The sequence below is a fragment of the Desulfoluna sp. CLI2B genome, from assembly GCF_056847375.1.
Genome location: NZ_CP186557.1, coordinates 5,232,674 through 5,255,065 on the forward strand (window position 1 = coordinate 5,232,674; position 22,392 = coordinate 5,255,065).

A 22,392-nucleotide genomic window follows, 5' to 3' on the forward strand; every position below is an offset into this window, starting at 1 on the left:
ACGCGAATGCCCCGAAAACGATAGCATCATGGCTGCCTCCATGCATTCGCCATAGGGTTTCCAGGTGCCCTCACCTGGCCACCGGAGGCGCTTTTTCATTCACGTTGGTGCTGTTATTCCGGGGATTGGGTCTGGATTCGATGGGGGTGGGTATAGACGAAAAGCCCTTCGCCCCGGGCAAGGGAGCAGAGGGTGATGCCAAGGCCTTCGGCCAGTTCCACGGCAAGGGCGGTGGGGCGGGAGACGGCTGCGATGATGGCGATACCGGCGCGGGCAGCCTTCTGGACCATCTCGTAGCTGATGCGAGAGGAGAGGACGAGGAAACGGGCCTGGCCCAGGGTCTTTTCAAGGAAGAGCTTGCCCACGGCCTTGTCCAGGGCGTTGTGGCGACCGGCGTCTTCGGCAACGGAGAGGATCGTGCCTGCGGCATCTGCCAGGGCCGCGGCGTGGGAAGCCCGGGTGATCTCTCGAAGGGGCTGGTGGGAACCGAGCTCGTCCAGGGCGTTGCTGACCACCCCAAAGGCCACGGGCGAGGCGTCCACCATTGAGGTGGCCTGGCGCAGGTCGTCGATGAGCTCCTTGCCGCAGATGCCGCAGCTGGTCTGGCTGATAAAGCCGCGTCGGTCCAGGATCTCCGGGACGATATCGCTGCGCTGGGGTGTCAGGGTCACCGTGACCACGTTGACGTCTTCATCGCAAAAGGCAAGGGTCCCGAAATCCTCCACCGCATCCACGATGCCCTCCCCGAGGCAAAACCCCGCCACGTGGGCGATCTCATCGCCGGGGGTGCGCATCACCACGGTGTAGGGGTTGCCCTGCACGCGGATGGAGAGGGGCTCTTCGGCCAGGAGCTCCTGGGTGGTTTCCCGCACCTCACCGGACACAATGTGACAAATCCGCTGGGTACCGTGACTCTTCATGAAGCCTTCCTTGATAAGTAAAATAGCCAAAAAAACAAAAACCGAGCCTCCGGCGGCGAGGTGTGCCACCTCGAAAGCTGGTTGCGAAGGCGCTTTCCCCTTCGTCCCTCAGGGAAAATCACATTCGCCCTTAAAAATCAGGGGTTACTCACCAATCTTTTTTTAAGACCTGTTTGTTAAACTTTTTTAAAAGTTTAGCCCCCGGCAGGGCCGCCGGAGGCATCTTTAACCGGGCAGCCATGGTACATCACATCCGCTGCCCGGTATGGATGCGGATCAGGAGCCTGCGGTGAGCCCCTGGTTCCCGGCTCGCCTGGCCTTTCCACCGGTCACGGTGGTCTCCGTTGCACACACGTGCTCTTCCACATGGGAACCGATGAGCTGTCGGACCATCTCGGCTGTCTCTTCCACGGAGAGATGGGCGTAATCCGCGTAGGGGATTTCGTCCAGGACCTCAATGTCCAGATGATGCTTGCCGTGGAAGTTCATGCTGTGCTTGGGCAGGGCCTTGCGGGTCCCGTTGATGGCGATGGGCAAGATGGGCAGTTTCAGCTTGTGGGCCAGGATGAAGGCCCCGGGCTTAAAAGGCCTCAGGTGCCCGTCAAAAGACCGTGTGCCTTCCGGGAAAAAGTAGACCGAGGCTCCCTGCCTCAGGGTCTTTTCGCAGACATCCATCATTTCGGCGATGCTCTCCTTGTCCCCACGCTTCAGGCGAACATACCGGTTCATCACCATGTTCCACCCCACAAAGGGCACCTTGAAAATCTCAGCCTTGGAGACCCACTTAAAGGGGAAAAACAGAGTAAAGGCGGCCAGGATATCCAGCTGGGACTGATGGTTGGAGACCACCATGTAGGTCTTCTTCCAGTCCACCTTGCCGCGTCCCCTGGTGGAGATGCGCCAGGCAGGCATGGTCCAGATATAGACCGAGGCCCAGAAACAGGAGTAAAGGTGAAGCACCACGAGCCGTTTGTCAAAGGGGCGGGTCACCAGCCAGATAAGCACCGCACCCAGGTAGAAAAAGACACAGGTAATGCCGATGTAAGCCAGAAACAAAGTGGAAATCAGTCGATTCAACATGAGGATTCGGTCCCCTTTTCATCAATGTCTATTTTATGAAACCGTCGTTCTATTTGTGGCACAAAGTGATCTTTATTTCAAGGCGTCAGCTCTGAATCTCGTTTCATTGACCACCCTCTCCATGCTATGAAGAAAACAAACTTTTTTATTGCACAAGGGGTCCTGACCAGCAAAGGTTCCCCCCTTCATCCAAACGCAACCAGACCCCGTGCGATCCCCTTTTCGTTCATTCCGAAAAGATGCGACGCCACGGTGACGATATCGCAACCTGTGAGGAGGCAATATGGCGGTCCAGTGGTACCCCGGCCATATGAAAAAAGCGAGCGATGAAATTCGCAGCGCATTGAAAAAAGTGGACGTGGTCATCGAAATCATCGACGCCCGCATTCCCGTATCCAGTTCCAACCCCATGCTCAAAGAGCTCAGGGGCTCCAAACCCTGCGTCAAAGTCCTTAATAAAAAGGACCTCGCCGACCCGGCAGTCACCGCCCGCTGGATCCAGACCATGGAAAAAGAGGCGAACACCCGGGCCGTGGCCATCGAGGCCCTCAAGAAAAAAGAGGTGGACAAGGTAAAGAACCTTGCCGCCTCCTTGGCCCCACCCGACATGAAACGCGGGGTCCGGGCCCTGGTGGTGGGCATCCCCAACGTGGGGAAATCCACCTTCATCAACACCCTGGCAGGCCGCAAGGTGGCCAAGACCGGCGACGAGCCCGCCGTAACCCGCCACCAGCAGCATGTCCGCATCGACGGCGGCCGGGACGGCTTTGACATCGCCGACACCCCCGGGGTGCTCTGGCCCAACCTCGCAGACCATCGGGGCGGCATCCGGCTGGGCGCAACCGGCGCCGTGCGGGACACGGCCCTGGACTACCTGGAAGTTGCCCCCCAGGCCGTGGTGGACCTTCTCACCCATTACCGGGAGCTGCTGGTGGGGCGATACAAGCTCAAAACCGTTCCCGAAGAGGGGCTGGATCTCCTGGCTGAAATCGGCAAAAAACGGGGCTGCCTTCGCAAGGGCGGGGTGGTGGACCTGCACAAGGCCGCTGAGATCGTCTGCAAAGAGATCAAAGCCGGTGACCTGGGCCGCATTTCCCTGGACTGGCCCGAAGATTATCAAAATGAAGAAAATGAAGACGATGAGTAAAGCGCCCTGCCCGAGCAAGTAAATCTTCAATCCACACGGGATTGCATGGCAGATAACCGGAAAAAATCGTCATGCGATCCTGACCCTTATGCCGATAACCGATTGACAAACCGGAGACAACTCATTTAGATATACTGAAGCGGAAAAAGGAATAAGAGGTGTATTCAAGGCCCGCCCCCGGACCTTGACGGGGTGGTCAAATCCAGTGAGCTTTTTGCCAGTGTTTTTTTGATTCATACGCCTGAAGACAAGGCGTCCCGCATCGATAATCGGTTTGGTAATGTCTATCCGAGCCCGGACAAATCATTTCTTCTTATCCACAGATAGAGATGCATAACTCAGGACCTATGGAAAAGCGATCCAAAGCAAAAAGAGAGATGTCCCTGTCTGAAGCGACCTCCCGCCTGATCTCCCATATCCTCAAAATGGGCCAGGCAGAAATCATGGATCTTCTGGAGCTTGTCGAAAAGAAACACTTCGAGAAGAAACGGAAGTCCCCGCGATTCGAGTACTACGGCGAGGCGGTCTATGTGGTAAAGGGTAGGGCATACACAGGATTTATCAAAAACATCAGCACCGAAGGGGTCTTCATCGACACCCCGGATGTGGCCGAATCCGGCGAGAAGATCATCCTCTCCTTTGAACTTCCCGAAGGGGAACACATCCGCGTCTCCGGCACCGTGGTCCGGGGCGAAGGCAACGGTTTTGCCGTCTCCTTTGACCGCACCATCGACGGCAACCTCTCCCACCTCAAGCGCCCCTTGGCAGACCCGGACGGGGCTGGCCCGTTAAAACGGAAAAACTAGTTTCTTTTTTCACGACCCCAAGCGCAAAACACAAAAAGGCCCGCCTCATCGGCGGGCCTTTTTTATGTAAATCGCACCCAGGATGCCTGCAGGCAGGGCCTACAGCTCGTCCAGCTTAAACGCGTCGTGGAGAATGCGCACGGCCAGCTCGGCGTAGCGTTCGTCGATGACGCAGGAGATGCGGATCTCGCTGGTGGTGATCAGGCGGATGTTGATGTTCTCATCGGCCAGGGCCTGGAACATGCGAGACGCCACGCCGGAGTGGTTCTTCATGCCCACGCCGATGACAGACACCTTGGCGATGTCGTCGGCCACGAGGACCTCTTTGCCCCCAAGCTCTTCGGCCACCCGACGGGTGATCTCGATGGCTTCCTGGTAGTCGGCCTTGGTGACCGTGAAGGTAAGGTCGGTCTCACCGCCGGAGCGGGTGTTCTGGATGATCATGTCCACCTGGATGCCGGAGGCGGCAAGGGGAGAGAAAATCTTGGCGGAGACTCCGGGCTGGTCCGGAACCTTCTTGACGGTGATGCGCGCTTCGTTTTTATCTAAGGTAACACCGGAGACGACAAGCTGCTCCATGCCGGAATCTTCGTTGACAACCATGGTCCCTTCCTCCTCATTGAAAGATGATCTAACGTGGATCGGCACGTTGTATTTCTTGGCAAAGCCCACGGAGCGAATCTGAAGGACCTTGGCCCCCAGGCTTGCCATTTCGAGCATCTCGTCATAGGAGATCCTCTCAAGTTTTCTCGCTTTATCGCAGATCCTGGGATCGGTGGTGTAGATCCCGTCCACGTCCGTATAGATTTCGCAGGCGTCGGCTCCCACTGCCGCGGCAATGGCCACAGCCGAGGTGTCGGACCCGCCGCGCCCCAGGGTGGTGATGTTGCCGTCGCAGTCCATGCCCTGGAACCCGGCCACCACGACGATCTTCTTCTCATCCAGAAGACGTTTGATGCGGCTTGCGCCGATGCGCATGATCCGGGCCTTTCCCGCCCCGTTGTCCGTCTGGATCTCCGCCTGGAACCCGAGGAGTGACTCGGCCTTGTAGCCCATCTCCTGAAGGGTCATGGACATCAGGGAAACCGTTGTCTGCTCGCCGGTGGAGAGGAGCACGTCCATCTCCCGCTTGCAGGGCTTGCTCGAGGCCTGATGGGCCATCTCAATCAGTCTGTCGGTAACGCCGCTCATGGCCGAAAGCACCACCACCACGTCGTTCCCCTCGTCGTAAGCCCTGGCAACGCGCTTGGCCACATTGTGAATGCGCTCCAGATCCCCGACGGATGTGCCGCCATATTTTTGTACGATCAGTGCCATTGTTTCTCCATTGTAAAAGCCGTATATGTTTCAGGGTCTTGTATCAGACTTGCGCCTTCAAGTCCACATCCGGATGCACACACGCCATGGTGATCACGCGCTCGTCCGGGCCTTCTTCCCGAATCGTGACCACCAGATCCGTGCCGAGCTCGGTGTCATCGGAGCGCTCGGGCCACTCCACCACGATGACACCGCCCTCCTGGAGCATGTCCCGATACCCGATCTCCTCCAGTTCATCCCCCCCGCCCAGCCGGTAAAGGTCGAGGTGAAACAGGGGCAGACGCCCCGGGTACTCGTTGACGATGGTGTAGGTGGGGCTCGTCACGTGATACGCCTCGTCCACCCCCAGGCCCCGGGCAAGTCCCCTTGCAAAACAGGTCTTTCCGCTGCCCAGATCCCCGGCCAATGTGAGCACAAGGGGGCCGCTCACGGCACAGCCCATAAGGCGTCCCACCTCTTCGGTCTCTTCCGTGGATGCCGTGGTCAGGACCACGCGGCCCCGGGCGAGCAACTCGCCGATATACGATGAATGTTGGGTCATTGATTCTGCCATGCTGCGGCGCATCACCGGCCGCCGGGTCAAAGGGTTGAAAACAGCCTCCGGCGGCCCTGCCGGGGGCCAAACTTTTGAAAAGTTTGACAAACAGGTCTTACGAACGACGCGGACCGGCCGAAAGCTCTCGGTGAGCCGACTGTTTTAAACATTACGGACATACCGGAAAGTTTTTGCGGAGCTTTTTTCAAAAAGCGACCCGCCGGAGGCGCCATTTAGATGACCCGAGCTTCGGGGGCTCGGGATTCAAGGTTGCCGGCCATGGCGTCGGAGAGGACGCCGGGCAACAGATCAATGAGGCGCGAAGCGGCCATGCCGGTCTGAAGCCCCTGGTCCATGAGGCGGTTGGCGGCTTCGCCGTGGAGGTACACGCCCATCTCCGAGGCCTCTCTACAGGAAAACCCCTGGGCCAAAAGGGCGCCGATGAGTCCGGTAAGCACGTCGCCGGTGCCGCCGGTTGCCAGAAGGGCATTGCCCGTTGGGTTGACGGCGCAGCTGCCGTCCGGGTGAGCCACCACGGTACCCGCCCCCTTGAGGACCACATGGAGCCCTGTCTGTTCGGCAAAGGCCCGGGCAGCCCCCAGGCGATCTTCCTGGATCTCGCGGACCGATGCGCCGGTGAGCCGCGCCAGCTCCTTGGGGTGCGGGGTAATCACGGCCTCGACCTTGATCTCTCGCATCAGCTCGGGCTTTTCAGCCAAAAGGTTCAGGGCGTCGGCGTCCAGGACCATGGGAACCACGGAAAACTCAAGAAGAGCGGCAAGGGCGGCCAATGCCCCCTTTGTGGTGGTCAGGCCGGGCCCCGCAGCCACAGCGTCCTTGCCCGAAAGAAACCCGGCCAAAGCCTCACCGCACCCCGGGTGAAAGCTGCCGTCCTCCCCGTGGGGTAAAGGCAGGCTCATGGCTTCCAGACAACGGGACTCAAAGGCGGTGTTGATGCACGCGGGAAGGGCCACGCTCACCAGCCCGGCACCGCCGGAAACCGCGGCTCCGGCAGCCAGGATCACGGCCCCGCTTTTTCCCGAAGAGCCCCCCATCAGGGCAAGATGTCCCCGGGTGCCCTTGTGGGCGTGGGGGCTGAAAGGAGCCATCTGACCCATGACCTGCTGACTTGTAATCAGACTGCAGGCTATGCCGGCCTGCTCCACGGCCCGGTTTGGAATGCCGATGTCCACGACGGTAAGCTCGCCGCAGTGCTCCCTGCCCGGATAAAGAAAATGCCCCGCCTTGGGAAGGCAGAAGGTAGCCGTGGCCTGGGACCTCACCGCACACCCCAGCACCCGCCCCGTGTCCGCACACACCCCGGAAGGAATGTCCACGGACAGCACCGGGCCTTTGGCAGCGTTCACTGCCGAAACCACCTCTGCGTAAAGGCCGGTGACCTCCCGCTGAAGACCGGTCCCGAACAGAGCGTCCACCACCATGTCGCAGTGGGACAAGGCACGCGTTAAGGCCGTCAGGTCCACCTCTTCGACCACCTCCACCACCGCAACGCCCAGGGCCTCCAGTAGCGAAAGGTTCTCAAAGGCCTCCCCGGAGATACCGTCCGTGCCCCCCACCACAAACACCGGGGCCTCCACCCCGCGCTCGGCCAGATACCGGGCCACCACAAACCCATCACCCCCGTTGTTCCCCCGGCCCGCCACCACAACCACACGCGAAAGAGCCCTGCCCCCGGCCAACCGGTCAAGGGCCGCCACACACCCGCGCCCCGCACTCTCCATGAGCACGCGCCCGGGAATGCCGATCTCAAGAATGGTCCGACGGTCGATCTCCTGCATCTGCGTTGCGGTGGTTACCTGCATGGGAGCCTCCTTACAAATATGCCTTGTTATGCTCAAAATCGCAGAAAAAAACCAGCCTCCGGCGGCGAGGTGAGCCACCTCGAAAGCTGATTGCCCTTGCGCTTTGTCCCTCGTGCCTCGGGCCAAAGCGCAAGGGCCTTCGACTCGGGCTTCGCCCGAAACATATGCTGGTGGTTTATACGAGCGATACGACAAGCCTTGAAGGGTAAGGTCTCCTTATCGTAACCCGTTGATTATCGGGTTTACCCGATGTGAATCAGGAAGACAGGCGAACCAATCAAAAAAACTCGCACCGGGTATTACATATAAATAGAAAAGGCCTCTCCTGCAAAGGCGTTTGCCATATGTCCCCCTCCACGCGAATGCCTCGAAGCCGTTTGGGTACCGATGGCCTTCGTGCATTCGCATTCAGGTTTCAAGGTGCCTCCACCTTGCCGCCGGAGGCGTTTTTGCAGTTAGTTATGCAGCTCTTTCACGAGCTGAGCCATATCGCGGACGGCCTGGTCCAGGCCGATCATGGAGGCACGGGCGATGATGCTGTGGCCGATGCTGTACTCGTCGATTTCCGGGACCTCTTTAAAGGCTTTCACGGAATCATAGTTGATGCCGTGGCCGGCGTTGACGCCCAGGCCCAGTTCGTGGCCGAGTTTGGCGGCGGCTTTGATGCGGTCCATCTCGCGTTTTTCAGCGTCGGTGACGGCGTCGCAGAAGGCCCCGGTGTGGATCTCGATGATCGAGCGCGCCTCCTGGCGCAGCGGATCTGGTCCAGGTCCGGGTCGATGAAGATGCTCACGGGGATGTCGCCGTCCTGGAGCTCTTTGACGGCTTCTGCGATGTGGGCTTTCTGGGCCAGCAGGTCCAGGCCCCCTTCGGTGGTCACCTCTTCGCGCTTTTCAGGCACCAGGGTCACCAGCTCGGGCTTGATGTCCAAGGCGATGGCCAGCATCTCTTCGGTGGCGGCCATCTCCAGGATGAAGCGGGTCTGGATCACCTGGCGAAGCAGGCGGATGTCGCGGTCCTGCACGTGGCGGCGATCTTCTCTCAAGTGGGCGACAATGCCGTCGGCACCGGCCATTTCAGCGCGCGTGGCAGCGGCAACGGGGTCGGGGTAGGTGGCCCTGCGGGCCTGGCGAAGGGTGGCGATGTGATCGATATTGACTGCAAGTCCTGCCATGGATGGGTACTCCCAATTGGATCGGTTGGTTGTGATGGCTCCGCTTGCGTCGAACATGGAAAAGGCGAAGCGAAGGAGTTGTCGAGCATGGAAAAGCAGGGGCCGCAGAGGGCGGTACCCGGCTGCTTTTTCCGGAGTGTAACACCGGGGTTATCCCGGATCAACCCCCGTTGATCACCTCCTGCGAGTTCTCCAAGAAGGATTGATGACAACAGGTTCCCTGCCTTGCCACGCCCCATAAAAAAAGGGCTCCGGATTGGAGCCCTTACATATCGTTGAGGTGTCTTGCGAATCAAAAATAGTCCAGCCCGGCCCCGGGTTCGATGAGGCCGAGGAGTTCCACGCTCTTTTCGGCCATGGCGACCTCCTCTTCCTCCCCCAGCTCATGGTCGTACCCGGCCAGGTGGAGAATGCCGTGGACCAGAAGCTGGCTGTAGCGCTGATCAAGGGTCACGCCCCGATCGTCCGCCTCACGGGCCGCGGTGTCGCAGGAGATGATGACATCCCCCAGAAGGGGGGAGACAAAGGGCGAGTCGCCGTCGTCCATGGCAAAGGAGAGGACATTGGTGGTGGCGTCTTTTCCCCGGTACTGGCCGTTGATCTCGCGCATCTCCTCGTCGTCCACAAAGGAGAGGGAGAGCTCCCGGTCACTTAATGCCAAGGCGTTTAAGATGACCTTCCCCTTCTCCAGGATCGCGCTCTGCGGGACCGGGTGCGTCTCCTGCCGATTGTCGATTTGAATCTCCATTTTTTGCCTTCTGTCCGTTGCCCGATTTTTCGGGGTATTTGATGCGGTGGTGGTTGATGCCGCTGAGCACCACGTTGAATCGTTTGGCCATGATGTGGAGGTCTTTTAAGGTGATCTCACAATAGTCGAGCTGGCCCGAGGCGAAAATCTTGTTGATAAGGTTCTGCACCAGGCCCTGGATACGGGCCGGGGTGGGATTGTCCAGGGAACGGGTTGCCGCTTCCAGCACGTCGGCCATCATGACGATGGCGGCCTCCACGGTCTGGGGCTTGGGTCCGGGATACCGGAAGTCGTCGGGGTTCACCGTCTCTTCGGAGTCCTCTTTCTGGGCTTTCGCCTTTTCATAGAAGAACTCGATGATGCTGGTGCCGTGGTGCTGCTGGATGGTGTCCATGATGGGCTTGCCCAGGCGGTACTGCTTGGCGATCTCAATACCGGCCTTGACGTGTCCCGTAAGGATCAGGGCGCTCATGGAGGGGGCCAGCTTGTCGTGGCGGTTCTTCCCGTCGCTCTGGTTTTCGATGAAGTACTGGGCCTTCTCGATCTTGCCGATGTCATGGTAGTAGCCGCAAACCCTCGCCAAAAGGGGGTTTGCCCCGATCTCCGAGGCCACGGCATCGGCCAGGGTCCCCACGATGACGCTGTGGTTGTAGGTGCCCGGGGCCTCGATCATGAGCCGCCTCAAGATGGGCTGGTCCAGGTTGGCCAGCTCCAGGAGCTTGATGTCCGTGGTGTAGTCGAAGAGCATCTCCAGAAGGGGCGCAATGCCTGCGGTGACGATGCCCGAGGCGATCCCCCCGGTAAAGGCGAACAGGGCGCTCCACAGGTAGATCTCCAGGGAAATGTCGCTGGTGTAGGTGACCACCCCGGTGGCCAGAACCACGTTGAGGAGCCCCAGCTTGGCGCCGGCCTTGATGAACACCTTGCGTTCCCGGCAGTTTTTCAGCCAGAAGGCGGCCATGGCCGAGCTCAGGAAGATGTAGATAAACATGGGGAACTGGTTGGCAAACACCAGGGTCACCAGGGCGGCAAAGACAATGGAGAAGAAAAGGGCCGCCTCCATGCCCATGAAAAGGCAGACCGCCATGGCCCCGGCAGCCACGGGCATGCCGAAATAGACCGAGATCTCATGGATATCGAACTCCACCGACGCCCCGATGACACCGGGCACGGACAGGGAGATCTTGGCCACCAGCAGAAAGGTGACAAGAACCGTGGCCAGAAAGAACATGTTCTTGTTGCGGTCTTCGATGCCCTCGTTTTTCGGCCGGTAGTGGACCAGAAAGGCGATCATGAGGAAAAAGGCCGTCACCATGGCCGCACCGATGCTTCGGGAGAACAGGTGGCGATTCCGGGTCTGGTGCTGGAGTTCCTGGAGTTTTGCCAGTTGAAGCTCGGTGACCCGCTCCCCTTCACGCAGGATCATCTCCCCCACCTTGACCTTGAAAAGGACCGGCTTCACCTCTTCGGCGGCACGCCTGGCACGGCTTTCGGTCTCGCTGCCGTTCAAGGTGATGTTGGGCTGCAGCATGCGCTGGGTGAAATCCACGATGAGGTTCAGGGCCGTGTAGTCCACATCCGCGGCCTCTTTTTTGAACAGAGGATCGGCCACGATGCGCACCATGGTCTGGGCCTGCTCCAGGCCGTAGTAGGCCTTGAGGTTCTTGGCCACGGACTCTTCCTTGCCGTCCACGGTGCGCAGGGTAATGCCCCTGTCCACCTGGCGAAGCAGGAGTTCCTTGTTGGCCACCACCCCGTTGGTCATGATCTCGGTGTAGATGCGGCAGATGAGGTCCTCAATGGTCTTGGAAAAGAGGTGGGTCTCAAGGACCTGGAAGGCGCCCCGGCTCACCTCAATGCCCATCTTGTCCTCAAACTCCTGCTTTCTCAGCCACACCTCGTCCAGGGGCGTGGCCGCAGCCGTGGACTCTTTGCCGGGCTCCACCGTGGGCTGGGGAGGCGGGGGAACCGGCGGCTGGGTCAGAATGGTCCGAAACTCGGAAAAGGCGCTCCGGACATTGGCCACCTGGCGGCCCACCACCTCCGTGTTGTTGTCGTACACGGGCAGGACCGAACGGATGGCGAGCTTCCGGCTCGCCTCGGTGGCGGCGTCGTCCTGGATCAGAAAGTCACGGGGGGCCTTGATGTTCTTTTCTGCGATGTCTCCCACGCTGTAGGAGAATTTGGTGGCGGAAAATAGGATGGGTGCGTCGGGTAAAAAACAGGGTGATCAGCCCCAGCAGGATCCAGAGCACATGGCCACTGGTCACAAAATATGCACGGACCGACTCCCGAAAGGGAAGCCGCTTCTCAGGTCGAAGATTCATCTTGTATCGTACGCCTCTTAAAGTGCCTGTTCCGCGCGTCGACGCTTGGAAAGGTCGTTCTTCTCGTAGGCCGAGATAATCTTCATCACCAGCTTGTGGCGCACCACGTCGTCCTTGGTGAATTCCACAAACGAGATCCCGCGGATTCCCTTAAGGATACCGCGGGCCTCTTTCAATCCAGGCACCTTTCCGTTGGGAAGGTCCACCTGGGTCACGTCACCGGTGATGACCGCTTTGGAGTTGAACCCGATGCGGGTCAAAAACATCTTCATCTGCTCGGAGGTGGTGTTCTGGGCCTCATCCAGAATGATAAAGGCGTTGTTCAGGGTCCGCCCCCGCATAAAGGCCAGGGGGGCCACTTCAATGGCTCCCTGCTCCATGAGTTCCGTCACCTTTTCGTAACGCAGCATGTCGTGCAGGGCATCGTACAGGGGGCGAAGGTAGGGGTCCACCTTCTCGGCCAGGTCACCGGGCAGAAACCCCAAAGACTCCCCGGCCTCCACGGCCGGACGCGTGAGGATAATGCGGTTCACCTGGCCACTGGTCAGGGCGGCGACGGCCATGGCCATGGCCAGATAGGTCTTTCCGGTCCCTGCCGGGCCGATGCCGAAGACAATGTCGTGCTCCCTGATGGCATCGATGTACGCTTTCTGATGGGGGCTCTTGGGGGTGATGGGGCGTTTCGTGGCGGTGGTGAACACCGTGTCCATGAAAATGGACTTCAGGTTCACCTCGGGATCACCGCTCACCGCCTTAATGGCGTGATCGATGTCGCTGGGGTAGAGGGGCAGCCCCTCTTTGACGAGGGAATAAAGCTGGTTCAGCAGGGTGACGGCCAGCTTGCGGGCCACGGCATCCCCCTGAAGGGTCACCTTGTTGCCCCGGGCATGGATGGTTATGGCCAGGGCGTCTGCGATCTTGGTGAGGTGACGGTTCTTCTCACCGAACAGCTGTATGACGTGCGCGTTGTTTGAAAACGACAACTCGCTGGTGCTGTTCTCCAAATTTTCTTCCATGTATGAGCCTTCGCGATGCCCTGCCCTGTCACAACATGAAACAAAGCCGGGCGTTCCCTTGTATGTTGCCTGACCCGATTTCAGCAGGGAAAATCAAAAACGGTGGTAACGTCAGAAAACCGGAACGGTACAGCCGCCCGGTGCCCCTCAGGGTCACCATTTCGGGGGTATCTGCCTGAGAGTGAAAGTCATTTTGACATGTATGCATTCTTAGCACACATGATTTGCCGAATGCAAACTGAAACGTAACCCCCTTTAACCCAAGGAAAAATGCCTTGACTCCCCGCAGCAGCTTCTGCTAAGCAAGCAGATTGATCGGTGCGAAGGCCGCACCGTGCCGTGGCATTCGACGCTTTCACCTTACCGTTTTACCAGGCGCATCTCACCATGGAGGCCCGCTGATGAACCCACTGGATATCACCTTTTGCATCGTAATCGCCTTCTGCCTGATCCGGGGCGCCTTTCGGGGAATCGTCAAGGAAGCTTCCGCTATCATCGGGGTCTTCGGCGGCTTTTTCGCCGCCTACAACTACTACCCCCTGCTGGCCGACCAGCTCAGCCGGTTCATCGACTCTGCCGCCTGGCTCAACATCATCAGCTTTCTTGTCATCTTCGGCGCCGTCTTTGCCGCTGTCTCCGCCCTGGGCATCCTCGTCAAGTACCTCCTCAAGGTGGTATTCCTGGGCTGGGTGGACCGTCTCTGCGGGGCAGGCTTCGGCCTGGTCAAGGGCGTCTTGATCTCCGCCGTAGTCCTCATGGTCTTTGCCACCTTCCTCGACGAGGATTTCTCCCCTGATCCGGCAGTCCAAAACAGCGCCCTACATCACCATCGTCTCGGAGGCCCTCTCCGGCTTTGCGTCCAAGGACCTTCGCCAGGAATTCACCTCCAAAATCGAAGATGCAAGAAAAATTTGGGAAAAACGGTTATAGCGCCACTGGCCGACCCGTCCCCACCCCCGAAAAAACCAGCCCTGCCCTGTGCAGGGCCTTTTTTATTAAAAGGTCACCCTTGTGAACGACACACGAAAACTCATCCAACGCCTCAGGGCCGACAACGGCTGCCCCTGGGATCGTAAACAGACCCCCGTTTCCATGGTCCGGTACCTCATTGAAGAGAGCTACGAGCTCCAGGAAGCGATCCACGGCGGGGACATCGGTGAAATGGCCGATGAGCTTGGAGACACCTGGTTTCAAATGGTCTTTCTCATCCACCTGCTGGAAGAGGCCCACGGGCTCTCGTTTCCCGAAGTGGTCAAGGCCAACCAGCGCAAAATGATCCGGCGCCACCCCCACGTCTTCGGGGAAGAGAGTGCCGACACCGTGGATGAGGTGAAGACCCACTGGGCCAGGGTCAAGGAAGAGGAGAAGGCCGAGACCCCCGCCTCCCTCCTGGACACGGTCACCTCGGGCACCCCGCCCCTCATGAGGGCCCGGGACGTCTCCAAGGTCACGGCCGAGGCCGGATTTGACTGGGACGACATGGACGGGGTCATGGACAAGGTGGACGAGGAGTGGACCGAGTTCAACGAGGCCCTGGCCTCGGGGGACAGAAAGGCCGCCTCCTTAGAGTTCGGCGACCTGCTCTTCACCCTGGTCAACGTGGCCCGCTTTGCCGGTATCGACGCCGACGCAGCCCTGGCCTCCTCGGTGGCCAAGTTTGAAAAACGCTACCGCCTCATGGAGCAACTCCTGGCCAAAGAGGGACAGCGACCGGACCGAAGCAGCTCCTCTTCTGTGGACGCCATGTGGGAGCGCGCCAAAGAGATCAACGACGGGGCAGACGATGCCCCCAACACGTAACTGGAGATGTGACACACCATGATAGCCATCATCGACTACGAAGCCGGCAACCTCACCAGCGTCGAGCGGGCCGTTCGGTCCCTGGGGCGCGACTGTGTGGTGACCGGTGACGCCCGGACCATCCGAGAGGCCGAACGGGTCATCTTCCCCGGCGTGGGCCAGGCGGGCAGCGCCATGGCAAGCCTGAAGCGCACCGGCCTGGACACCGTCATCCACGAGGTCTACGCATCGGGCCGCCCTTTTATGGGCATCTGCCTCGGCACCCAGATCATCCTCTCCCACAGCCGTGAGCACGACACCCCCTGCCTCGGCCTCCTCGGCGGGGAGGTGGAAGCCTTCCCCGCGAAGATGAACGACACCGACGGCTCCCGACTGAAAATTCCCCACATGGGCTGGAACCGCATCCGCCCCGTGGCAGACCACCCCATCCTGGAGGGGATCACCGAAGAGGACGAGTTCTACTTTGTCCACAGCTACTACCCAGAGCCCGCGGACCGGACCCATGCCCTGGCCGAGTGCACCTACGGGATCACCTTTCCCGTGATGCTGGGCCACAAGAACCTGGTCTCATCCCAGTTTCACCCGGAAAAGAGCGGCAAGGCAGGCCTTAAAATCTTAGACAACTTCTGCAGGTGGCAACCATGTTAAGCAGGCGCATCATCCCATGCCTGGACGTGCGCGAAGGGCGCACCACCAAAGGCATCAAATTCAAGAACAACGTGGACATCGGGGACCCGGTGGAGATGGCCAAGCTCTACTACGAGCAGGGCGCCGACGAAATCGTCTTCTACGACATCACCGCCTCCCATGAAAAACGCAACATCATGATCGACGTGGTCCGCCGCGTGGCAGAGACCATCTTCATCCCCTTTTCCGTGGGCGGGGGCATCCGTACGGTGGAAGACATGCGTGCCGTGCTCCTTGCAGGTGCGGAAAAGGTGAGCGTCAACTCCGCGGCCGTCAAAAACCCGGAGATCATCCGCCAGGGCGCCGAGGCCTTCGGCAACCAGTGCGTGGTCCTAGGCATGGACGTGAAGCAGGTGGAAGCAAGCGAAGCCATCCCCTCGGGCTATGAGATCGTCATCAACGGCGGACGAAAGCACATGGGCATGGACGCGGTGCAGTGGGCCCTCAAGGCCCAGGAGCTGGGAGCCGGCGAGATCTGCCTCAACTCCATCGACGCCGACGGCATGAAGACCGGCTACGAGGTAAACCTCACCCGCCTCATCTCCGAAACCGTGGACATCCCCGTCATCGCCTCGGGGGGCGCCGGAGAGCCCGAACACCTCCGGGAGGTGTTAACCGACGGCAAGGCAGACGCCGCCCTCATCGCCTCCATGGTCCACTACGGCGACTACACGGTCCCGGGCATCAAGGATTACCTCCATGACGCCGGGGTCAAGGTCAGGCACCGCTGGTAACAACCGGCTCGCCAATACCCCCGTAAAAAACAAAAAGGCCGAAAACGATCTTTTTCAAATCGTTTTCGGCCTTTTTTTGTACGTGTCGCTGCGGACACCCGCGCCTTGTGTAAAATCTCAGCGGCCTTCATCATCAAGGCCTGGAATGAACGCCCTTAAAGGGATCAGACATAATCACCGCGCCTGAACTTCACGGCTTCGATACCGGCCAGGGCCGCGCTCTGCTCGGCCAGCTCCCGCACCTTGGGGTCGGGCTCATCGCTTAAGGAGGCGGCAAGCTCCGTGGCCAGGGACCCCATCTCCCCCACCAGGGACGCCACCTCTTTCAGGGGCACATCCGGGGACTCCATCTTCTGGGAATAGTCTTCCAGAAGATTCAACAGGGCGGCGGTGCGCTCGGCCGTGGGTGACGGGCCTGCTGCGGGAATAACAGGGGGCATCACCGCACGGATCTCGCCCAGGGGAGCGGCGGCGGAAGCAGCTCCCGGGGCCTTGGTTGCAGTCCCCTCGGAGGGGCCGGCCTGTTCCCGGGACGCCTGGTTCAACACCTGATCAAAGGAGGCGGCCCCTTCCCGGGACGTGGCGGCGCCTGCTGCGGGTTTCGCGGTTCCCGCGGGCCCCATGGGGTTGATGGAATTGAGTTTCATGGTGGACTCCTGTGGTGGGATCGGTTGACCGGGGCCTCACCCCCGTGCGCGCGTTTCCGGTTCCGGTTAAACACGCCCGCCACGCGATCCGACGGTTTATCTGTACGCCTTGCCCCACGGTACGAAGCAAAGCCTGCCACCCTCAAATCTATTCAAAAGGTGTGCCACAGATGGAGCTTTCTGGCTGTTTTTCGTCAAAACCCAACATTGACGGGGATTGTACCGCCCTTTGGATAAAAAAAGGCACCGGTGTAGGGGAAAATTTTTCCCACCGGTGCCGTCGGGCTGTCTGTAATAACGAGTCGGCCGGGGTCACGGTACCCCGGTGTCCGGTCAGACGTACTCGTTGATGGCCGAGGCGATGATCTTGTCGGCCACCTTGTCTGCGGGCACGGCGTAGCGCCCCTCCTTCACCTCGTTCCTGAGCTCCTCCACCTTTTCGGTGCGGATGTCCGGGGTGTTCATCATGGCGTCACGGGCGATCTGCATGTCACGGGAATCCCTGGAGAGGGTGACCCTGTCCTGCGCAGCACGCTCTGGACCCTTACCGGCCTGCGTCCCCTGCTTTGCAGGGTTGGCTTCCGACACCTCTCGCATGTAGAGCTGCCTGCCGTAATTGGCATTTGATTCAGAGATTTTCATGTCTCTCCTCCGGGTCGGGGTTTCCGTCCTCGCGTCTGTAATGGTCCATCAGGGAGCGGATCCTCTGTCCCTGGGGACCGTTGTTGCCGACGGTGAGTGTGCTGGTGGTCTTCTCATCGTTTTCACCGATGTAATTGTACACAAACCGCCCGTTTTTCTTGCGTTCGAGCTCGGACTCCCCGCCCTTCTCTTTCCAGACCTGGGCGGCCGCCTCCACGTCCTTGTCACCGGATGCGCCGGTGGTAGTCAGGCGATTGATGATGTCAGAAGCCACTTTGTCGATAACGGCCTTCCGCTTCCCTTCCGCCGATAAGGTAATCTTATCATGGGTCGGTGCATTGTCAAGACCGAGATCTTTCTGACGATTCAATGCCTTATTCTGGCTCACCTGCTTGCTGTAAGTCTTTAAAACATTGTTTATCTGGTATGACGGTACATGCATGACATCTTTCTCCTTAGTCTTGGCATCGGCAAAAATTGCCCAGACATTAAGGAAAAAAACAAACAAAATTAACAGGGAAGCCGTAGAGCCCGTCAGTTGCGGGTCAGAAGATAGTTCCGGATAAAATGCCGATGGCTGCGGAAGGCGACCTCCGGCAAGTCGTCCAGGGGAAAGAAGCAGGCGTCGTCCGCGTCATCCCCTGCAACGGGCACGCCGGTCCAGGACCGAATCAGGTACCCCATGAGCAGGACGGTTCCGTAATCTGGGTTGGGGTTGGTGGTCACCCCCAGCAGGCTCTGGATGCGGCCGTCGATGCCGGCCTCCTCACGGAGCTCCCGCACGGCAGCTTCTTCCGGGGACTCCCCCAGCTCCATGAACCCTCCGGGAAGGCACCACATCCCTACCTTGGGAGGCACGTTGCGCTTGATGAGGAGCAGACGCTCCTTGTCGTCCACCACCACCACACAGGAGGCCGGAACCGGATTTTCATACAAAGGGGTGGCGCAGGCCTCGCAGTAGAGGCGATCCCGCCCCTCCACAAAACGCCTGGAGAGGAGCCCCCCGCAAAAGGGGCAATGGGTCTTCTGTCGAGACGTGGTCACGGAATCTTTTGGATTGCTGCACGCAGAGTGCATTGCATCAGGTGCCATGGGCCCTCCCAAAAACAAAGAAAAAGGCGGCCCGATCACACATCGGGCCGCCTGAAACGCTTTCAGCAGACTGAAGGGACAAAACCGAAGGCCGCGGAACAAACCGCAGACCAACGCGTCCCCAGGGTTCGGATCATGGGATCCGTTGCCGCCTGCTACTCGTCAAAGTCACCTTCGGGTCCTTTGTCCGAGCAGATCAGTGCGGCCTTGGCGCGGATCTTCTCTTCGGTCCACTCTGCCTTGTCCTCCACCACCTCGGCCTTGGGGCCGGGGTTGTAAGAACCTGTCTCCAGGATGTCCTGGACACACAGGGAACCGGTACCGCCGGCGTTGAAAACCTCGGTGAGGAGGGTGTAGGTGAACTCTTCCACACGCTTGGTCATGCGCTCACGGATCTCACGGGCCTGGCCGAGGATCTTGTTCTCAAAGGGGAGGTTCAGCTTCTTGAAGTTGCTGCCCTTGATGCCCTTTTCATCGGCGTAGGCCTTCATCTCCGCCCAAAGCTCTTCGCCAAGGCCTTCGCCCTTGATCTTGATGAGGTCCCCGTTTTCATCCATCACCGCGTTGCCGAACTCGTTGACCTCCATGCCCCAGGAGAGGAGCTGCAGGGCCGTGGCCACGTTGGCCTTGGTGGTGGCGGTCTTTTCGGCGATGGCGCGCAGGCGGTCGGAGTCGTTGCCGCTGGTGCCGTGCTGGGCACCGGAGACCTTGTAGGGCTCCAGGGCCTTGTGGATCTCTTCGGTCAGCTCCACGTTGATGCCGGAGCCGCTGGCCTCAATGCCGTGGGTGGTGCCGTTGTTCAGGGCGATCCAGTCCGCATGGATGTCGTGGGCGTTGAGCCCCTGGATGAGGAACAGGGCCTCTTCCGGTGAGGAGAGTCCCTCGGTGCCTTTGATCTCACCCACCTCGGTCTCCAGACCGGCCCACTCGGGGATGTAGGGGTTGATGGCGATGTTGGCCAACAGGTTCTCGTCATCGGGCTGATGGGACGCGTCGATGGCGATGGAGGTAACCCCGGCATCAAAGATGGAGGGGATCTCCACCTTGCCCGCCTCGAGGTCGGCCTGGGTCTTGATGGCGTAGTGGTCGGTGTGGATGGCCACGGGCACGGTGACCCCCAGCTCGTTCATCACCGCATCCACCTGGCGTGCCATGTTCCAGAGGCTGGTGGGGCAATAGGCGTTGGCCCCGCCTTCGGACTTGGCAATCTCGATGATGATGGCGGCATCGGCACGCTGGGCCGCGGCCAGAACGCCGCGAATCACAAGGTGGCTGCGTCCGTTGGCCGCAATGGTCATGGCCCCGCCCTTCTTTCGCATGGCGCGGTCGATGTACCGACCACTCACGAGCAGAGCCTTGGAGTTGGGAAAAAGTTTTTCTACTGTGGGGGGACGACCGATTTTGAGTGCGCGATCAAAGTCAGACATGGTCTCTCTTTTTCTCCTTGTATATTAGGGACCGACAGGGCCCCTTTGTCGCGGTTGAAAAACATGTAAAAAGCCGATACTGCGATCCTTCCTGGCCTTGCCTTGCCGTCGGAACTGTAAACGCAGCCTTTGCCCCGCCCGGGGCGGCTGCAGTCTGACAATCTAACTTTTTACAATCCAAAATATATTTTATTATTGTAAAGCAATTGTAAAGAAAAAAACAGCGGAAGCCCCAATTGTCAACCCGTGTTTTTTTCACGATTTCAATGAGGTATCTCAGGAATAGCGTTTCTTGACTTTGAGGGGTACAATGGCATACATGGTTTCGGGTACATGGATGCCCGGGCGTCCCCAGTCCGCCCCTGATTCTTCTTTCATCCTCTTTCCCAGGGAGTCCCCATGACACGCGCCGTTCCACGTCTCGTCGTATCAGCCCTTGCCCTTCTCCTGGCAGGATTCAGCCTCTTTTCAGCCCCCCCTGTGCGGGCCGACGTTCCGGTGTCGGCACCCGCAGAAAGCCCCGACCGCAAAGTCGATCAGCTCACGCGGCTCCTCACCACCATGGACCAGGTCAAACGGGAGGTGGCAGAGGCCCAAAGCGCCCTTTCCAGCCCGGAAGCCCTGGGCAAGGAGGAACGCTACCGAACACGTATCACCCGGCTCAGCGCCCGACTCACCGCCCTGGAAGAGGGATTTGAACAGCTGGCAACCGGCGTGGAAAAATCAGCCACGGCCCAGGCAGGCGGAGCCAGTTCCTTTGAGTGGAACACGGAACTCAAAGAGCTTTTAGCCCCTCTGATCATGGAAATCAAGCACATGACGTCCCGTCCCCGGGAAATCCAGGGACTCCGCAGCACCCTGGAGGGCTATGACGAGGAGCTCTCCCGTATTGCCACAGCCATGAAGAATATCACCGACCTGCAGGCCAAACCCGACCTCTCCCCGGCCCTGGCCCTGGAGCTGGACACCCTGGCCTCCAAGTGGCGACACCGCGAACAGGAGCTGATCTCCTTAAAGGGCCTGGCCGAACTGAAGCTGGAGGAGAAGGAGGCCACCAAACGAACCCTGTCGGGATCATTCCAGGACGTCACCCGCCTCTTCTTCAAAAGCCGGGGCCGCAACCTCCTCATGGCCCTGGCCGTCCTCTTCGGCACTCTCTTTGCCATGGGCAAGTTCAGGTCCGTCATCGAAAAACACAGCCGCCTCTACGGCAAGGCCCAGACCGTCTACGCCCGTATCTTCGACTTAAGCTACATGATCGTCACCGTCACCGTTGCCCTCCTCTTCACCATGGGCTCCCTCTACCTGGTGAGCGACTGGGTCCTGCTCTCAATCCTGCTGATCCTTGTGTTCGGCCTGGTCTGGACCTCCAAGGAGGCCATCCCCAAAGTGTGGGGCCAGGTCCGCATGCTCCTTAACCTGGGGGCGGTGCGCGAGGGAGAGCGCCTCATCTACCAGGGGGTCCCGTACAAAGTCACCAGCATCAACCTCTACTCGGAACTGGAAAACCAGGCCCTCCAGGGCGGCCGACTGCGCCTGCCCCTGAAAGACCTCTTTGACCTGCGCTCCCGCCCCTGGCACCCGGACGAGCCCTGGTTCCCCACCCTGAGCGGAGACTGGGTGCTCCTCTCCGATACCACCCACGCCAAGGTGACGGTGCAGAGCCCCGATGTGGTAAGCCTGCGCCTTTTGGGCGGAGCCATTCGCCGGATCACCCCGGCGGAGTTCCTGTCCCTGGCCCCCACCAACCTCTCCCAGGGGTTCCGCCTGGAGGCCCGATTCCGACTGGATCCGCGCCACCGAACCGAAGCCGCCACCACCATCCCTTCTACCCTTGAAAAAAGCCTCACCACACGCTTCGCCGAAACCCGCTGGATCCCCGAGGACCTTTCCGTGCAATACCGACGCACCCTCCCCTCCTTCCTGGAGCTCTCCATCCTCGCCGACTTCCCCGGCTCCTGCGCCGAAGACCACCCCCTCATCGCCATGGCCCTGGAACAACACTGCCTGGAAACCGCCGCTTCCATGGCCTGGGACCTCCCCACCCACCGCATGGCCGTCCAGATGGTGCAGGAAAAAAGCTAAAAAAGCATGCCTCCGGCGGGCAGGGGATACATCCCCTGCACCCCAGGTTCGCAAATGTTCCGTCCCTTCGTTCCTCAGGGACGTTACATTTGCTGACGGGCTTCGCCCGTAGTCAGTGGAGTGGGGTGTTCATAGTTAAAACCCAACCATGTAAATCATCGTTAAGCCCTTTTTATTTTTCAAAAAAAGCCCAGAAGCGTTCCCTGCGAGCTATGCCCACCATAAACGCTGATGGATTTTGCGTATTGCTTTACACGAGCCAAATGCATCAAGAGGGGACACCCGGGCATTTGCGCCCCTGGGGTCCAGGGGATGCCTCCCTATCGGCCGGAGGCTGGCCTGCTAAAGCTGATCATCAACGGATTACGGTAACGCATCCTGGCCC

The 22,392-nt window shown here is 59.7% G+C and carries 21 protein-coding genes and 1 pseudogene; 7 read left to right on the forward strand and 15 right to left on the reverse strand.

Going from position 1 to position 22,392, the window contains the following annotated elements; genetic code table 11:
* Positions 1 to 113: 113 nt before the first annotated feature.
* Positions 114 to 920: a formate dehydrogenase accessory sulfurtransferase FdhD gene (fdhD, locus tag ACOYW2_RS24395; protein ID WP_482768264.1), complete on the reverse strand. Its 807-nt coding sequence runs from the start codon at positions 918 to 920 to the stop codon at positions 114 to 116.
* Between the two features lie 276 nt (positions 921 to 1,196).
* Positions 1,197 to 2,000 carry a lysophospholipid acyltransferase family protein gene (locus ACOYW2_RS24400; protein WP_482418432.1) on the reverse strand — a complete coding sequence of 268 codons (804 nt, stop codon included), beginning with the start codon at positions 1,998 to 2,000 and terminating at the stop codon, positions 1,197 to 1,199.
* Positions 2,001 to 2,283: 283 nt separating this feature from the next.
* Between ACOYW2_RS24400 and ylqF the strand changes: the two genes are divergently transcribed.
* Entirely contained in the window at positions 2,284 to 3,147 is an 864-nt protein-coding gene (gene ylqF, locus ACOYW2_RS24405; RefSeq protein ID WP_482418433.1) for a ribosome biogenesis GTPase YlqF, read from the forward strand.
* A gap of 347 nt (positions 3,148 to 3,494) precedes the next feature.
* Positions 3,495 to 3,953, forward strand: a complete 459-nt coding sequence (locus ACOYW2_RS24410; RefSeq protein WP_482418434.1) for a PilZ domain-containing protein — start codon at positions 3,495 to 3,497, stop codon at positions 3,951 to 3,953.
* Positions 3,954 to 4,052: 99 nt separating this feature from the next.
* On the opposite strand, the gene ACOYW2_RS24415 is transcribed toward ACOYW2_RS24410, so the two are convergent.
* The 8 genes and pseudogenes from ACOYW2_RS24415 to ACOYW2_RS24450 form a co-directional block, all read right to left on the reverse strand.
* Entirely contained in the window at positions 4,053 to 5,270 is a 1,218-nt protein-coding gene (locus tag ACOYW2_RS24415) for an aspartate kinase (RefSeq protein ID WP_482418435.1), read from the reverse strand.
* Positions 5,271 to 5,313: 43 nt separating this feature from the next.
* The gene (gene tsaE / locus ACOYW2_RS24420; protein WP_482418436.1) at positions 5,314 to 5,811 is read right to left on the reverse strand and encodes a tRNA (adenosine(37)-N6)-threonylcarbamoyltransferase complex ATPase subunit type 1 TsaE; all 498 of its coding nucleotides are present in this window, start codon (positions 5,809 to 5,811) and stop codon (positions 5,314 to 5,316) included.
* 227 nt (positions 5,812 to 6,038) lie between these two features.
* Positions 6,039 to 7,628 (reverse strand): NAD(P)H-hydrate dehydratase, encoded by a 1,590-nt coding sequence (locus tag ACOYW2_RS24425; RefSeq protein WP_482768265.1) that lies wholly within the window; start codon positions 7,626 to 7,628, stop codon positions 6,039 to 6,041.
* 455 nt (positions 7,629 to 8,083) lie between these two features.
* Complete coding sequence (locus ACOYW2_RS24430) at positions 8,084 to 8,383, reverse strand: pyridoxine 5'-phosphate synthase (protein ID WP_482771082.1); 300 nt, start codon at positions 8,381 to 8,383, stop codon at positions 8,084 to 8,086.
* A 47-nt stretch (positions 8,384 to 8,430) separates the two neighbouring features.
* Positions 8,431 to 8,859 (reverse strand): annotated as a pseudogene (locus tag ACOYW2_RS24435) (pyridoxine 5'-phosphate synthase); the annotation flags it as partial.
* Positions 8,860 to 9,094: 235 nt separating this feature from the next.
* Positions 9,095 to 9,463 (reverse strand): rRNA maturation RNase YbeY, encoded by a 369-nt coding sequence (gene ybeY, locus ACOYW2_RS24440; protein ID WP_482768266.1) that lies wholly within the window; start codon positions 9,461 to 9,463, stop codon positions 9,095 to 9,097.
* Entirely contained in the window at positions 9,450 to 11,720 is a 2,271-nt protein-coding gene (locus tag ACOYW2_RS24445; RefSeq protein ID WP_482768267.1) for an HD family phosphohydrolase, read from the reverse strand. The genes ybeY and ACOYW2_RS24445 overlap by 14 nt, the downstream gene beginning before the upstream one ends.
* Before the next feature lie 174 nt (positions 11,721 to 11,894).
* Positions 11,895 to 12,893, reverse strand: a complete 999-nt coding sequence (locus ACOYW2_RS24450) for a PhoH family protein (RefSeq protein ID WP_482418441.1) — start codon at positions 12,891 to 12,893, stop codon at positions 11,895 to 11,897.
* Positions 12,894 to 13,294: 401 nt separating this feature from the next.
* Here ACOYW2_RS24450 and ACOYW2_RS24455 point away from each other — a divergent pair, with 401 nt between their 5' ends.
* The 4 genes from ACOYW2_RS24455 to hisF are packed head-to-tail and all read left to right on the forward strand — an operon-like array spanning position 13,295 to position 16,114.
* The gene (locus ACOYW2_RS24455; RefSeq protein ID WP_482768268.1) at positions 13,295 to 13,969 is read left to right on the forward strand and encodes a CvpA family protein; all 675 of its coding nucleotides are present in this window, start codon (positions 13,295 to 13,297) and stop codon (positions 13,967 to 13,969) included.
* On the forward strand, positions 13,905 to 14,693 hold the full coding sequence (gene mazG, locus ACOYW2_RS24460) for a nucleoside triphosphate pyrophosphohydrolase (protein WP_482768269.1): 789 nt from the start codon (positions 13,905 to 13,907) through the stop codon (positions 14,691 to 14,693). The genes ACOYW2_RS24455 and mazG overlap by 65 nt, the downstream gene beginning before the upstream one ends.
* Positions 14,694 to 14,711: 18 nt before the next feature.
* Positions 14,712 to 15,341 (forward strand): imidazole glycerol phosphate synthase subunit HisH, encoded by a 630-nt coding sequence (gene hisH, locus ACOYW2_RS24465; RefSeq protein ID WP_482768270.1) that lies wholly within the window; start codon positions 14,712 to 14,714, stop codon positions 15,339 to 15,341.
* Entirely contained in the window at positions 15,335 to 16,114 is a 780-nt protein-coding gene (gene hisF / locus ACOYW2_RS24470) for an imidazole glycerol phosphate synthase subunit HisF (protein WP_482768271.1), read from the forward strand. Before hisH ends, hisF begins: the two co-directional genes overlap by 7 nt.
* Before the next feature lie 164 nt (positions 16,115 to 16,278).
* Here hisF and ACOYW2_RS24475 read toward each other — a convergent pair whose 3' ends face one another.
* The 5 genes from ACOYW2_RS24475 to ACOYW2_RS24495 all read right to left on the reverse strand — a co-directional run bounded on the left by ACOYW2_RS24475 (position 16,279) and on the right by ACOYW2_RS24495 (position 19,922).
* Positions 16,279 to 16,761 carry a hypothetical protein gene (locus tag ACOYW2_RS24475; protein ID WP_482418446.1) on the reverse strand — a complete coding sequence of 161 codons (483 nt, stop codon included), beginning with the start codon at positions 16,759 to 16,761 and terminating at the stop codon, positions 16,279 to 16,281.
* Between the two features lie 333 nt (positions 16,762 to 17,094).
* Complete coding sequence (gene flgM / locus ACOYW2_RS24480; RefSeq protein ID WP_180137936.1) at positions 17,095 to 17,403, reverse strand: flagellar biosynthesis anti-sigma factor FlgM; 309 nt, start codon at positions 17,401 to 17,403, stop codon at positions 17,095 to 17,097.
* On the reverse strand, positions 17,390 to 17,845 hold the full coding sequence (locus ACOYW2_RS24485) for a DVU0524 family FlgM-associated protein (protein WP_180137938.1): 456 nt from the start codon (positions 17,843 to 17,845) through the stop codon (positions 17,390 to 17,392). The genes flgM and ACOYW2_RS24485 overlap by 14 nt, the downstream gene beginning before the upstream one ends.
* A 92-nt stretch (positions 17,846 to 17,937) precedes the next feature.
* On the reverse strand, positions 17,938 to 18,495 hold the full coding sequence (locus tag ACOYW2_RS24490) for an NUDIX hydrolase (protein WP_482420361.1): 558 nt from the start codon (positions 18,493 to 18,495) through the stop codon (positions 17,938 to 17,940).
* A gap of 155 nt (positions 18,496 to 18,650) precedes the next feature.
* Entirely contained in the window at positions 18,651 to 19,922 is a 1,272-nt protein-coding gene (locus ACOYW2_RS24495) for a class II fructose-bisphosphate aldolase (RefSeq protein ID WP_482420362.1), read from the reverse strand.
* A gap of 399 nt (positions 19,923 to 20,321) precedes the next feature.
* Between ACOYW2_RS24495 and ACOYW2_RS24500 the strand changes: the two genes are divergently transcribed.
* Entirely contained in the window at positions 20,322 to 22,007 is a 1,686-nt protein-coding gene (locus ACOYW2_RS24500; RefSeq protein WP_482768272.1) for a coiled-coil domain-containing protein, read from the forward strand.
* Positions 22,008 to 22,392 lie beyond the last annotated feature (385 nt).

What these genes read in the sequence shown, in the direction of transcription:
- fdhD (WP_482768264.1), bottom strand. Translation starts at nt 920, where the DNA reads ATGAAGAGTCACGGTACCCAGCGGATTTGTCACATTGTGTCCGGTGAG.
- ACOYW2_RS24400 (WP_482418432.1), bottom strand. Translation starts at nt 2,000, where the DNA reads ATGTTGAATCGACTGATTTCCACTTTGTTTCTGGCTTACATCGGCATT.
- ylqF (WP_482418433.1), top strand. Translation starts at nt 2,284, where the DNA reads ATGGCGGTCCAGTGGTACCCCGGCCATATGAAAAAAGCGAGCGATGAA.
- ACOYW2_RS24410 (WP_482418434.1), top strand. Translation starts at nt 3,495, where the DNA reads ATGGAAAAGCGATCCAAAGCAAAAAGAGAGATGTCCCTGTCTGAAGCG.
- ACOYW2_RS24415 (WP_482418435.1), bottom strand. Translation starts at nt 5,270, where the DNA reads ATGGCACTGATCGTACAAAAATATGGCGGCACATCCGTCGGGGATCTG.
- tsaE (WP_482418436.1), bottom strand. Translation starts at nt 5,811, where the DNA reads ATGACCCAACATTCATCGTATATCGGCGAGTTGCTCGCCCGGGGCCGC.
- ACOYW2_RS24425 (WP_482768265.1), bottom strand. Translation starts at nt 7,628, where the DNA reads ATGCAGGTAACCACCGCAACGCAGATGCAGGAGATCGACCGTCGGACC.
- ACOYW2_RS24450 (WP_482418441.1), bottom strand. Translation starts at nt 12,893, where the DNA reads ATGGAAGAAAATTTGGAGAACAGCACCAGCGAGTTGTCGTTTTCAAAC.
- ACOYW2_RS24455 (WP_482768268.1), top strand. Translation starts at nt 13,295, where the DNA reads ATGAACCCACTGGATATCACCTTTTGCATCGTAATCGCCTTCTGCCTG.
- hisH (WP_482768270.1), top strand. Translation starts at nt 14,712, where the DNA reads ATGATAGCCATCATCGACTACGAAGCCGGCAACCTCACCAGCGTCGAG.
- hisF (WP_482768271.1), top strand. Translation starts at nt 15,335, where the DNA reads ATGTTAAGCAGGCGCATCATCCCATGCCTGGACGTGCGCGAAGGGCGC.
- ACOYW2_RS24475 (WP_482418446.1), bottom strand. Translation starts at nt 16,761, where the DNA reads ATGAAACTCAATTCCATCAACCCCATGGGGCCCGCGGGAACCGCGAAA.
- flgM (WP_180137936.1), bottom strand. Translation starts at nt 17,403, where the DNA reads ATGAAAATCTCTGAATCAAATGCCAATTACGGCAGGCAGCTCTACATG.
- ACOYW2_RS24485 (WP_180137938.1), bottom strand. Translation starts at nt 17,845, where the DNA reads ATGCATGTACCGTCATACCAGATAAACAATGTTTTAAAGACTTACAGC.
- ACOYW2_RS24490 (WP_482420361.1), bottom strand. Translation starts at nt 18,495, where the DNA reads ATGGCACCTGATGCAATGCACTCTGCGTGCAGCAATCCAAAAGATTCC.
- ACOYW2_RS24495 (WP_482420362.1), bottom strand. Translation starts at nt 19,922, where the DNA reads ATGTCTGACTTTGATCGCGCACTCAAAATCGGTCGTCCCCCCACAGTA.
- ACOYW2_RS24500 (WP_482768272.1), top strand. Translation starts at nt 20,322, where the DNA reads ATGACACGCGCCGTTCCACGTCTCGTCGTATCAGCCCTTGCCCTTCTC.